Genomic DNA, 13,119 nt, shown 5'->3' with positions numbered 1-13,119 from the left:
TCAAATATGATTCAGGGTAAAAAAGACAACGAATGGTTAAATCTGACGATCAATTTATTCAGGTCTGCAGAGTTCGTTAATCCAAGCTTGAGGACGATCTTCATTTTATGCGTCTGAATTGTTTTATAATTCAGGTTAACTAACTCAGAGATTTCTTTTGCGTTGTAGCCGCCGACCAATAAACTCAGGATTTGCTGTTCCCGGTCGGTAAGTTTTTTTTGTGAGCGGAAGGAGCGGGAATGACCAGCCCCCTGTGACAATGACGCGATTTGAGTAAAATCGCGTAATGATGACTTTTCAGTCAATACGATTGCTTTTTCAACATAGAGTAACTCAACGCACAGTTTCGCCACCAAACTGTCGGTAACGATGACAATGTTATGGTCATAGACCTTGAATCTATTTTTATTTAAAAAATCAACAAAATCAGCGCAAGACTGCCCGTTATCAATGATATTGAAGAGCATCGTATGATGCCGATACAATGATGACTGGCTAATCATCTCCTCACGCCTGAACGTTTTAATCGACACATCTTTACTTTTCAGGAACTCAGAGACGCCGCGCCCTACAAAATTATCATTGCCGCACATCAACATCCAGCTCACCTTCCTTATAGACTTCTAATTTTATTGCTCATCAAAAAGTTGATAATGATTTTTTCGACTTCAGACTCCTCACGGTGATTTTTAAAGTCAAATTTGCACGAAATTTGATGGCAGGAATACAGGTGATTATCAGCATCAAACTCATTGATCTCTACTACATCAATAACATTCATATCGAGTTGCAGGTTGCCAAACTGTTCGAACTCCAGCGAAGAACCTTTGATGACCGCATCTTTATACAGGAAGCGCGGATTCACCTCTTCGGCAATAAGCGCACAACCGCCACGCGAAATGTTTTTAATTTTAAATAAGTAATTTTCGCCGTTTTTGTATCGCCCAAAGCAAGTAAAGCTGAACCCCTTTAAAAACGAGAAACGCTGATGCTACCTGCGTTGAACAAAAAAAATCATGTCTGGGATAAAATAAACTAATCCACCAGCGTTATCATCTGAGGACTCGCGATCAAATCGGGCGTTGAATTTAATAATTCCGGCGTCACTGTGCAGAATAAAACCTTGAATTTTTTCAGTGACGATATCTTCATGGTGGGAGATGGCGAAGTGTTCGAAGTCGACCTTTTCCAGCTGAGTTACTATGCTATTGTTTTTATAGACTATTTCAAGTTTCGTTTTCTTGAGAAGCTCTTCACGAATGATGGCAATAATTTCAAATCTATCATCCTTCGCCATACCAAAACTCATCATTAAATCCTTATTCTTGTATTTGAGAAACTTCTCATTCTCGTTTGAGATAAACACGAGACAGGCTTCCTCCTGATTTTGGATAACCATAATGGATCTCATGTCGATTATTTTGAGCAAAATTAAGTTTTTAACTATTTTTACTGTTTTATTGATATGTAAAAACATTCATATGTGAGGGGGTCTGGCGTAAGTTATGCCTCAAACCTGTTAAACTTAACCCAAATTTTATAACAAAATTGAATAGAATGGTTCGTTCTGTCATGATTTTGAAATAAAAAAAGGCAGATTGCAATATAAACAGTATAGCGGGCATCAGCGGTTTCTTTTCGGTCACAAAAGTATTTTTAATGTAGCATTTTTTTAAATCAAAGACGGACAACAAACATAACCGCAACCTGAAATAGAAAATCAAGCTACCTGAACTAAGGATAACATTTTAGTTAAGGTGAGTATCTATTAATCAGTGCGTTCTCTGCTAAGGGATTGCGCATGTTCATTGCACCAAATAATAACCACCTTATTTACATGGATTAACGAAACCAAAAAGAAATAAGACCAGCTTAAACAGGCTGGTCTTAAATAGTTTCAGAAGATGATTATTTAATTATTGAAAAAATATTCTTTCCCACATTCTGCTTACGGCTCCCGGTGCCTGCGCAGCCACATCAATTTGTATGCCGCCGGAATGATAAACAGCGACAGCAGCGGTGCGGTAATCATTCCCCCAATCATTGGTGCAGCAATGCGGCTCATGACTTCTGACCCGGCGCCTGCGCCCCACAAAATGGGCAACAAGCCAGCGATAATGACCGCGACGGTCATGGCCTTTGGTCTGACACGCAGAACCGCCCCGTGGTAGAGCGCTTCATCCAGTTTCTCAGGTGTGAACGTCTGGGGGTTTTCCAGCGTCGGTTCGGCTTCAATGGCATGACGAAGATACATCAGCATCACCACGCCAAACTCTGCGGCGACGCCCGCCAGCGCAATAAACCCGGTTCCGGTCGCCACCGATAAATGGAATCCCATCCAGTACAGGAACCAAATGCCCCCCACCAGTGCAAACGGCACGCTGGTAATGATTAATAGCGCTTCCCCCACCCGACGGAAAGCCAGATACAGCAGCACAAAAATGATCATCAGCGTCGTCGGCACCATCAGCTTCAGCTTGTGGTTCGCCCGTTCAAGTAGCTCAAACTGACCGGAGAATGCCACACTGGTGCCGGGTTTCAGTTGTACCTTTTCCGCTATCGCTTTTTTAATATCGTTAACCACCGACACCATGTCACGATCGCGGGCATCAATGTAGATCCAACTGGCTGGGCGGGCATTTTCGGTTTTCAGCATCGATGGTCCCGCAACTACCTTCACATCTGCCACATCTGCCAGTGTAATTTGTTGCTTCATCGGTGTCAGAATCGGCAACTGACGCAGCGTTTCTGGACTGTCGCGATAACTTTGCGGATAACGCAGGTTTATCGGGTAGCGCGCGATCCCTTCCACCGTTTCGCTGACCATCGCGCCGCCCACCGCTGAGGAGATGAACAGTTGTACATCACCGACAGTCATGCCATAGCGGGCGGCTTTTTCACGCTGAATATCAATGTTGATATAGCGTCCGCCTTCCAGACGTTCAGCCAGCGCAGAAGCGACACCCGGCACGGTTCGCGCAACCTCTTCAATTTGCTCTGCGGTCGCATCGATATCGGCAAGCACCGTACCGGACACTTTAATCCCAATAGGGCTTTTTATCCCCGTGGACAACATATCAATTCGGTTACGGATCGGCGGCACCCACAAGTTTGCCAGCCCCGGCAAACGCACCGTTTTATCCAGTTCCTCGATGATCTTGTCCATCGTCATGCCCGGACGCCACTGATCCTGCGGCTTGAGTTGAATGGTCGTTTCAACCATCTCCAGCGGCGCAGAATCCGTTGCCGTTTCGGCTTTCCCTGTTTTACCAAACACCCGCGCCACTTCCGGTACGGTCATGATCAGTTTGTCGGTTTTTTGCAGCATGTCTGCCGCCTGTGCCGCCGAGATCCCTGGCAATGTAGAAGGCATGTACAGCAGATCGCCTTCGTTAATTTGTGGTAAAAACTCCCCACCGATATTTTTGAGCGGCCACAGCACCGTCAGGATAGAAAGTGCGGCGACTAATAGTGTGGTCTTTGGCCAGTGTAATACTTTCAACAATAACGGATGGTAAACGCGAATCAAAAAGCGGTTGAGCGGGTTGCTGGTTTCTGCGGGGATCTTCCCGCGGATCCAAAATCCCATCAGAACCGGTGTGACCACAATCGCCAAAAATGCCGCCCCCGCCATCGCCCACGTTTTAGTGAACGCCAGCGGCCCGAATAACCGCCCTTCCTGGCCTTCGAGGGTAAAAATGGGGATAAAAGAGAGCGTGATGATCAGCAGACTGATAAACAACGCAGGTCCCACTTCCACCGCCGCATGGGTGATCACTTTCCAGCGGGTGTCGTTATCCAGTTTTTCGCCTGGGTGCAGATGCCCCCACTCTTCCAGCCGTTTATGGGCGTTTTCGATCATCACGATAGCGGCGTCCACCATCGCCCCGACCGCAATGGCGATCCCCCCTAACGACATAATATTGGCGTTAATGCCCTGAAAATGCATCACGATGAAGGCGATACACAATCCCAGCGGTAACGAAATAATCGCCACCAGCGCCGACCGGATATGCCACAAAAAGAGTGCGCAGACCAGCGCCACAACAATAAACTCTTCCAGCAATTTATAGCTGAGATTGTCAATCGCCCGGTCAATCAACTGACTACGATCGTAGGTTGTCACCACCTCGACGCCGGCGGGTAAACTGCTTTTCAGCGTCGCCAGTTTCTCTTTTACCGCCGAAATCACTTCCCGCGCATTTTTGCCGGAACGCAGGATAACCACCCCACCCGCGACTTCGCCTTCGCCATTCAGCTCGGCAATGCCCCGGCGCATTTCCGGCCCGATTTGTACGCGGGCAACGTCCCGCAAATAGACCGGAACTCCGTTTTCAGCGGATTTCAATACGATGTTGTTGAAGTCATCAAGGGTTTGCAGATAACCGCTGGCGCGAACCATGTACTCCGCTTCAGACAGTTCAACAGACGAGCCGCCCGCTTCCTGATTCGAGGAATCCAGCGCTGATTTCACCTCTGACAGGCTGATACCGTATTGGGTGAGTTTCATCGGATCGATAACGACCTGATACTCTTTCACCACGCCCCCTACCGAAGCCACTTCCGCCACGTTAGGGATCGTTTTCAACTCATATTTTAAAAACCAGTCCTGCAAGGAACGCAGTTCCGCCAGATCGTGCTTACCGCTTTTGTCCACCAGCGCATATTCAAAGATCCAGCCGACGCCCGTGGCATCTGGCCCCATCTCGGCGCTAACGCCCTGGGGTAATTTTCCCTGCACCTGGTTTAGGTACTCCAGTACGCGCGAGCGCGCCCAGTATGGGTCTGTTCCATCTTCAAAAATAACGTACACATAGGAGTCGCCAAACTGCGAGAAACCGCGTACGGTTTTCGCGCCAGGCACGGACAACATGGTGGTCGTCAACGGATAGGTCACCTGGTTTTCAACAATTTGCGGTGCCTGACCGGGATAACTTGTTTTGACGATAACCTGCACATCAGAAAGATCGGGCAGCGCATCGACCGGGGTATTGACGATGGTCCAGGTTCCCCAGATGCTGAGGAACAACACTCCCATCATCACCAGGAAACGGTTCGCCACCGAGCGGCGAATAATCCATTCAATCATTTACGATTCCCTCAGTGTGAATGGGCCGCAGGTTTAGACGTGTCTGCTGGCGTGTGCGCCCGCATGCGATCCAGAGCGCCGGAAATATTCGCCTCCGAGTCGATCAGGAACAGACCGCTGGAAACGACCTTCTCGCCTTCGCTCAGTCCGGAACGAATGGCCGTCACCCCTTGCGATTCATGAAATACGAAGACGCGTTTTGGCACAAAACGCCCGTCGCTATCGACGGTGATCACACGTTGCTCTTTGCCAGTATCGATCAGCGCTTTTGACGGAATCAGCAGCATCGGCTCGCTTTTCGTGTTCAGTTTCAGATACGCATTCATGCCCGGTTTCAGCGCTTCATCGGGGTTATCCACCAGCAAACGCAGTTGCAACGTTCGGGTGGTCGCGTCGAGGCTTGGCAGGATGCTCCATTTGCGAATGGTGAACGGCTTATTCGGCCAGGCCGGGACGGTAAGGGCAAACTGGGAGGCATCTTTTATCAGCCATGCGACTGATTCCGGAACAGCGGCGGCGACCCACACCGGGTCCATCCCCTGAATTTTCGCCACCACGTTATCTTTGGCGATGTTCATGCCGGTACGTACGTCAAAGGCGGTAATCACGCCATCAATCGGCGCTTTGAGCGTAAACCGCGTCTGAATTTTACGGGTCGATATTAAACGGCGGATATCCTCTTCCGGCATGCCCGCCAGCCGCAGCCGCTCTAAAATCCCCTCCACCTGGGTTGCTGTGCCGCCCGTCTCCCGCAGGAGCAAGTATTCACTTTGCGCTTCCACCCAGTCAGGGATCGTCAGTTCTATCAGCGGCGTGCCTTTCTTAATTTTATCGCCGACCGTCAGCGGGTAGACCTTGTCAATAAATCCGGCAGAACGCGCCTGCACGATCACAAACTGGTATTCGTTAAAACTGACATTCGCCGGAAATGTCTGCGCATAATTCAACGACCCACGGCGGACAGTGTCGGTTTTCAGTCCCAAATTCTGGGTTTGGCTGGGATCGATACGCACGCCCGGCGTTGAGACACCGGCAGTCTCTTCGTCGGCATATTTCGCGACCAGATCCATGTCCATAAACGGGGATTTCCCCGGTTTATCAAAACGCGTATTCGGGTACATCGGGTCGTACCAGAACAGAACTTTACGCGCCTCTTTTTCCGGCGCAGATGTCATATCAGCCGTTCTGTGCGTTGAAGAATAATAGGCATATCCCCCGACAGAAATAATGCCGCCAACGACCATGCTGGCAAAAATAAGCGCGATATTATTGAATTTAAAAGACGCCATAGTGTTTTCCATTCATTCATCTATTCTTACCTGTGCTCTGCTGAGCCCAGGTAAGAATATGTTTGGCGGGTAATACAAATTACTGGCTGACGTTAATATCCAGGAGCTGCGACAAATTTCCCTGTTGCACAAAATTAAACGCCACCTTGTCACCGACCTTAATATCCCCGAGCTGCGTTTGCGGCGTCAGCGTAAAGCGCATCGTCATTGCCGGCCAGTTCACTGAAGGAATAGGGTCATGGTTAATCGTTATTTTTTTATTTTCCATATCGATGGCTTTGACGACCCCAGTGGCGCTGATCGCCTGCGTCTGCTCAGCCGCAGGGGTGGCGCTCATCATCCCTTCGTGATGATGTTCATTTGCCTGCGCATTCCATGCAACGAGCGTAAAAAGACTAAAAATAGTGGCTTTAAAAGTCGTGGTCATTATGTCGTCTCCTAAGAATGTATCTTCGTTTTATTCTGCCCAACCGCCGCCCAATGCAGTGAACAGCCTAATTTCATTCACCTGCCGGGCATAATTGAGATCAAGTAAGGTTTGTTGCGTGCTAAACAGCGAACGTTCTGCATCCAGCACGTTGATGTAACTCACCGCGCCGTTCTGATAGAGCGCTCTGGCGCGTTGCAGCGTAATGGTCAGGGAATCCAGATAACGTTGTTGCGCCGTTATCTGGTCAGCCAGGCTTTGGCGTAACGCCAACGCATCCGCCACTTCTTTAAAGGCGTTCTGGATTTTTTGCTCGTAATTCACCACCGACTGCTGCTGACGAATTTCCGCTAAATCGAGATTGGCCTGGTTACGACCGGCATTAAAAATCGGTAACTCGACTTTCGGGATAAAGCTCCACATCCCGTTGCTGGGATTAAATAAACTGGAAAGATCGCTGCTACTGCCTGAAAGCGAACTGGTCAGCGTAATGGAGGGGAAAAAGGCTGCACGCGCCGCGCCAATATTGGCATTGGCCGCCATCAATGCGTGTTCAGCTTCCATAATATCCGGACGCTGCAATAAGATTTGCGAAGAGAGCGAAGGCGGTAATTTGACGCCGTTGATATCTCCGGCATTCCCCTCTTTTTCATTCGGTAACGTTGTATAGCTCCCCAGCAGCAGTTGTAAAGCATGAGTGGCCTGCGCCAGCTCGCCCTGCCGTTTTGCAATCTCTGCCCGCGTACTTTCAATAACGCCTCGGGCTTGCTCCAGGGCCAACACGTTAGTGCTGCCGGTCAGCAGTTGTTTTTCAACAAACGCGTATGAGCGTTCATAGTTTTGCAATGTTTCCTGTGCGACCTGCAGTTGCGCATACGCCAGGCGCTGATTGAAATAACTTTGCGAGACGTTCGAGATTAATAAAATATGTACCGCGCGACGGGCTTCTTCACTGGCGAAAAAATTCTGCCGGTCAGCTTCGCTCATATTCTTCAACCGGCCAAAGAAGTCCAGATCGAAACTCAAATTCAATCCGGCTTCATATTCGCGGGTCGTACGGGAGTCCCCTTTGACTTTACCGCTCCAGTCACCTTTCGACTCTGCGTTGAGCTGTGGATACCGGTCGGCATCCGTCACCTGGTATTGCGCTCGCGCTTCCTGCACCTTCAGCGTTGCCATACGCAAATCGCGGTTATTGAGCAACGCCTCGCCAATCAGCCTCTTCACCTGTTCATCAACGAAAAATGTACGCCAGCCGGTCTCCTGATAACTCGTCGTCGCGGGCACCATCGCATTCTGCGAGAGGGAAAATTGTTGCGGCACGGGTGATTCCGGGCGCTGGTAGTCCGGCGCCAGTGAACATCCTGTCAGGACAAAAAAAGCACTGAGGGTAAGACGCTTAAATTTGTACATAATCCTTTTCGCCCGTCGTGGACTCGTAACCTAACGTGAAGGTGAACTGATATTACGTACCTTACCGAAGTGACTCTGTTTAACCCGTGACAGGAAAATGACAAAACTGTCATTTTCCCAATAACCGATTGCTATCCGATCCGACTTCTCTAGAATTGAAACCCCGCACAGTCCATGCGTGAAGGAATAAGTGATGAAGATTTTGATAGTCGAAGATGAAAGCAAGACCGGCGAATATCTGACCAAAGGTCTGACAGAAGCCGGATTTGTGGTAGATCTGACCGATAACGGGCTAAACGGATATCACCTCGCGATGACCAGCGATTACGATCTGCTCATCCTCGACATCATGCTGCCAGACGTGAACGGTTGGGATATCGTGCGTATGCTGCGCGCCGCCAACAAAGGGATGCCAATCCTCCTTCTCACGGCACTGGGTACCATTGAACATCGGGTTAAAGGTCTGGAACTGGGCGCGGATGATTATCTGGTGAAACCGTTCGCCTTTGCCGAATTGCTGGCCCGCGTCAGAACTCTGTTGCGCCGTGGCGCGACGGTGATCGTGGAGAGCCAGTTTCAGGTGGCGGATTTAACGGTGGATCTGGTCAGCAGAAAAGTCACCCGCAGCGGAACGCGGATCACCTTAACCAGTAAAGAATTCACCTTGCTGGAGTTTTTCCTGCGCCATCAGGGAGAAGTGTTGCCGCGTTCGCTGATTGCCTCTCAGGTGTGGGACATGAATTTTGACAGCGACACCAATGCCATCGACGTGGCGGTCAAACGACTGCGCGCCAAAATAGACAATGAATTTGAGCCGAAACTCATTCAGACCGTGCGCGGTGTTGGCTATATGCTTGAGGTGCCGGATGACCTCTAAGCGGTTTCGCCGCCCTTTCTCACTGGCGACACGGCTGACATTTTTCATCAGTCTGGCAACCATCGCCTCCTTTTTCGCCTTCGCCTGGATAATGATCCACTCGGTAAAAGTCCATTTTGCCGAGCAGGATATTAATGACTTAAAAGAGATAAGCCAGACGCTTGAGCGCATTCTCAATCAGCCTGAAGAGCCGGAATCCCGTCGTCTGGAAACCCTCAGGAATGTGGTTTCCGGCTATTCAAACGTGATTATTTCTCTCGAAGATGCGAATAAAAAGGCCATTTTTCATTCGCCTGGCGCCCCTGACCTGCGAGAGTTTATGGCCAGTGCAACGCCGGATAAAAATGCCGGTAACGGCGACGTTTTTTTACTTTCCGGCCCGGCCCTGAATATGGAAGGGCATAATCAGGGACACGGCGCGCACTCGACCTGGCGTATGATTCGTCTGCCGGTAGGGCAATTACCCGACGGCAAACCCGCCTGGACGCTGTATATGGCGTTATCGATAGATTTTCATCTGCATTATATTAACGATCTGAAAAACAAGCTGGTAATGACCGCCTCATTGATCAGTATGCTGATTATTTTTATCGTCCTGCTTGCCGTTTATACAGGTCATGAACCGATCCGCAGCGTGAGTCGGCGCATTCAAAACGTGACCTCAAAAGATCTTGATGTCCGCTTAGATCCGCAGGCGGTGCCTATCGAGCTGGAACGTCTGGTTATCTCGTTTAATCACATGATCGAGCGCATTGAGGATGTTTTTACTCGCCAATCCAACTTCTCTGCCGATATCGCCCATGAAATCCGCACCCCGATCACCAATCTGGTGACCCAGACCGAGATTGCGCTCAGCCAGCCCCGCAGCCAGAAAGAGCTGGAGGATGTGCTGTATTCCAATCTTGAAGAGTTTGGCCGTATGTCAAAGATGGTGAGCGATATGCTGTTCCTCGCGCAGGCGGATAATAATCAGCTCATTCCGGAGAAAAAAGCGCTGAATCTGGCGGATGAAGTGAGCAAAGTCTTCGACTTTTTCGAAGCCTGGGCGGAAGAGCGCGAAGTGAGTTTACGCTTTGAAGGCCACGCATGCTGGGTATCCGGCGATCCCCTTATGTTACGCCGGGCGTTAAGTAATTTACTCTCCAATGCGATGCGTTACACGCCGAAGGGAGAATCCGTCACCGTGCGGCTTTTTGAGGCGCAGGACCAGGTACAGATTATCGTTGAAAACCCTGGAACGCCCATTGCCCCAGAGCATTTACCGCGCCTGTTTGACCGGTTTTACCGCGTCGATCCTTCCCGTCAACGTAAAGGCGAAGGCAGCGGTATTGGACTGGCGATTGTGAAATCGATCGTCATCGCCCATCAGGGAAACGTCGCCGTCACCTCTGATTTGCGCGCCACGCGTTTTATTCTGACGCTACCGAAACACGCGGCGTCTTAATACCGCGTTGTTCATGAAGCCATTGTTTATGAAACCAGAGCCATCCACCCCAGATGGCTCTGACCGAAAAAGAAACCTTACCAGAAGCGTTTTCTGAGTGCGGTTTCAATCTCGATATCCACCCGGTAGAACTGCAAAATAACCCATACAGAATCGACCAATGCTTCAGTCAGTGCCGGATAATCATCCTCAATGAGGGTGTTGATCATCTGATCGACGGCTTCATCGATATAGTCCTGAACGCCCTCTTCAAACTCCTCTTTGCTGGCCTGATTGCGAAAAAAGCTGAAGTTATCCAGTTTTTCAATTAACAGGTCTATCTGCTCTTCAATACCCTTTAACTGGGCAGCCGTCACATCGGGATCGCAGGCGACCGGTTTAAAGAAACTGTTAACCCTGGCTTTCAGTTCGATAATCGTCGGAATATGCAGTCTCTGCGAGGCCGCACTGCTGGCCTCAGGGCTTACGTTTTTTACCTGTTGTGGTGCTTCTGTTGGCTCTATAACCGGGCTTTCTTCGCCAACAGGCAAGGCTGGCGGCTCTGGTTCGCTTTCTGCCTGAGTGAGAATGGGCGCAGTTTCACCCTTGATCTGCTGCTGTAGACGACGGAGGTAATAGACCTCTGGCTCAGAGATGGCGAGCGCCTGTTCAAGTTGCTCCTGGCTATAAGGCACTATCTGGAGAAGCGCTTCAAATATCTCTTTGTAATCCAGTTCAATTGCAGCGACCAGCGGACTATTGCCCCGGCAATTCGCGGCCGTCAAATCAGCGCCATAGTGCTGTAACAACCTAAGGATTCGCACCGCCGTGGATTCGAAACGGGGAAATTCATTTGAACTACCGCCGATGACAGCACACAAGGCAGGCGTAGTGCCCTCAACATTAAGGACATTAGGGTTAGCCCCCTGCTCTAACAGAGCCTCGACACAGGACTGAGCACCGTAGTAACAGGCGCACATCAACGGAGTAAATCGTTCATCGACAGAAAACTCTTCGAGTTTCGCGCCATGTTGCAACAGAAGCAAAACGGTCTGGCGGCGTATGGGGCCGGTTATTTCATCTAACGAGTAGGTAGAAATAGCTTTATGTAAGATGGGGGAATTATCGTGCCCACAATGGGTATGAATATCCCCACCCTGGTGAATCAACCATTCAAGCAGTTGAGTGCGGCAAGAAATCGCGGCGGCCGAAACAAAATTCGTGTTGTAAATATTGGTGAGATTTAAATCAAGTCCCTTTGGAAGCAAATACTCCATCACCTTAATGATCGTTTCCTGATCTTCTTTCCATGACCCACGCTGAGTAATAGTCAGTAATGTCGGTTCCTCTACGGCGCCAAATTTCTTATTGATATCCAGCCCATAGCGCAAAAAGAGATCGAGGAACTGGGGTAAAAACGTTCTTTTTTCGACCATTGGGTAGATGAGCAAGCGTAGATTTGACCAGATTAACATCTCATACGGTTTACCGTTGTTGACGAACTCACTGTTGGGATCTGCGCCATATTTGAGTAACAGTTCAAGAGCCTGATAGATGTAATCGCGCTTATTGGGATCGGTAAAATGAGGAGCATTCAGATACTGGCTGAGAAGCGGCGCCTGATAAGCGTCTTGTGGCGTCATCTTATAGATGCGATTGATATCGACAGTGACTTTAAGCAGTTTCTCGATAATTCGCAGATCAAACTCTGATGTCAGCGCCGCGTAGACCAGGCTTTTAGCGCGAGAATCCGCTTTCAGTTGTGGGTAATTGTCGAGTAAATATTCACAGTAGTTCTGTGCTTTGGCATAAACACACAATTCCAGCAGATTGGCGTCATCCCAGAAACTGCTATCATTGGCCATAATGTAGCGTTCTTTTTTAAAGTCTGGAAAACGCTTCACCAACGGTGCAAATGTTTCCAGCCCCCAAAAATCACTCGAAAAAATAATATTTTCGATCAGTGATGATTTTTCGATATCCAGCGTAATATTTTTATTTATGATGTGTACAAAAAGATCTTTACTGCGTTCAGAATATAATATTTCCAGCGGGTGATTTAACTCACCATCAGTCCAAAAACTCACTACCCTGTTGATATCCAGGCCAGCATCAAGCAGAAGATCGACCATCTCTCTGCGTTGTTCATCACCGTAAATATAGTGTGGCTCAGGGTGAAAAAGGTAGTTGAGCCAACAATTATTAAATTGATTCTGATAATAAAGATCCGCACCCGAGGTGAGATAAAGACTCACTAACTGCGTATTATTAAACTCGATGGCAGAATGAAACGCACTGAAACCATTACACTCAATACGTGCCCCTTTATCGAGCAGGTATTGCACCAGAGATACATCTGATTCTGGGCTGCGAGACAGGGGAACCAGCACGTTACACGGGGAAATATCGGGGTCAATAAAATTGATATCACCGCCATTAGTCAGATATTTATCAATTTTTTGTATTTTTTTAGCTGTCGATAATTTGTCGTCTAAGCAAATTTGCCGTAGCGTGAGTTTATTATCATTAAAAATCCAGTTTAGCATAGCATTCCTTATAACAGGCTAATAATTAAAGGCTTTCATACAGTTTAGTCAATCG

Annotated in this window: 10 protein-coding genes; 3 read left to right on the top strand and 7 right to left on the bottom strand. The window is 48.8% G+C overall.

What is annotated here, in order from left to right:
- Window positions 1-11 precede the first annotated feature (11 nt).
- On the bottom strand, window positions 12-599 hold the full coding sequence (locus NNO04_RS02705) for a helix-turn-helix transcriptional regulator (RefSeq protein ID WP_271443395.1): 588 nt from the start codon (window positions 597-599) through the stop codon (window positions 12-14).
- 116 nt (window positions 600-715) lie between these two features.
- Between NNO04_RS02705 and NNO04_RS02700 the strand changes: the two genes are divergently transcribed.
- Window positions 716-919 carry a hypothetical protein gene (locus tag NNO04_RS02700; RefSeq protein WP_271443367.1) on the top strand — a complete coding sequence of 68 codons (204 nt, stop codon included), beginning with the start codon at window positions 716-718 and terminating at the stop codon, window positions 917-919.
- A 72-nt stretch (window positions 920-991) separates the two neighbouring features.
- Here the strand turns inward: NNO04_RS02700 and NNO04_RS02695 are convergent, their stop codons facing one another.
- From NNO04_RS02695 to NNO04_RS02675, 5 genes are all read right to left on the bottom strand, one after another.
- Window positions 992-1,399, bottom strand: a complete 408-nt coding sequence (locus NNO04_RS02695; RefSeq protein ID WP_271443366.1) for a hypothetical protein — start codon at window positions 1,397-1,399, stop codon at window positions 992-994.
- A gap of 549 nt (window positions 1,400-1,948) precedes the next feature.
- A complete protein-coding gene (locus tag NNO04_RS02690; protein WP_271443365.1) occupies window positions 1,949-5,089 on the bottom strand; it encodes a CusA/CzcA family heavy metal efflux RND transporter in 3,141 nt (1,046 codons plus the stop codon).
- A gap of 11 nt (window positions 5,090-5,100) precedes the next feature.
- Window positions 5,101-6,378: an efflux RND transporter periplasmic adaptor subunit gene (locus tag NNO04_RS02685; protein WP_271443364.1), complete on the bottom strand. Its 1,278-nt coding sequence runs from the start codon at window positions 6,376-6,378 to the stop codon at window positions 5,101-5,103.
- A 79-nt stretch (window positions 6,379-6,457) separates the two neighbouring features.
- On the bottom strand, window positions 6,458-6,805 hold the full coding sequence (gene cusF / locus NNO04_RS02680) for a cation efflux system protein CusF (RefSeq protein WP_271443363.1): 348 nt from the start codon (window positions 6,803-6,805) through the stop codon (window positions 6,458-6,460).
- A gap of 30 nt (window positions 6,806-6,835) precedes the next feature.
- Complete coding sequence (locus NNO04_RS02675) at window positions 6,836-8,218, bottom strand: efflux transporter outer membrane subunit (protein ID WP_271443362.1); 1,383 nt, start codon at window positions 8,216-8,218, stop codon at window positions 6,836-6,838.
- Window positions 8,219-8,411: 193 nt separating this feature from the next.
- Here NNO04_RS02675 and cusR point away from each other — a divergent pair, with 193 nt between their 5' ends.
- Both cusR and NNO04_RS02665 read left to right on the top strand, forming a co-directional pair.
- Complete coding sequence (gene cusR, locus NNO04_RS02670; RefSeq protein ID WP_271443361.1) at window positions 8,412-9,095, top strand: copper response regulator transcription factor CusR; 684 nt, start codon at window positions 8,412-8,414, stop codon at window positions 9,093-9,095.
- Window positions 9,085-10,539, top strand: a complete 1,455-nt coding sequence (locus NNO04_RS02665; protein ID WP_271443360.1) for a Cu(+)/Ag(+) sensor histidine kinase — start codon at window positions 9,085-9,087, stop codon at window positions 10,537-10,539. Before cusR ends, NNO04_RS02665 begins: the two co-directional genes overlap by 11 nt.
- 77 nt (window positions 10,540-10,616) lie before the next feature.
- Here NNO04_RS02665 and NNO04_RS02660 read toward each other — a convergent pair whose 3' ends face one another.
- Complete coding sequence (locus NNO04_RS02660) at window positions 10,617-13,064, bottom strand: ankyrin repeat domain-containing protein (RefSeq protein WP_271443359.1); 2,448 nt, start codon at window positions 13,062-13,064, stop codon at window positions 10,617-10,619.
- Between the last annotated feature and the right edge of the window lie 55 nt (window positions 13,065-13,119).

Source organism: Citrobacter sp. Awk 4, from assembly GCF_028069725.1.
Lineage (GTDB): Bacteria > Pseudomonadota > Gammaproteobacteria > Enterobacterales > Enterobacteriaceae > Citrobacter_D.
Note: the sequence above shows the minus strand (reverse complement) of the source record. Positions and strands in the feature narration are given on the sequence as shown.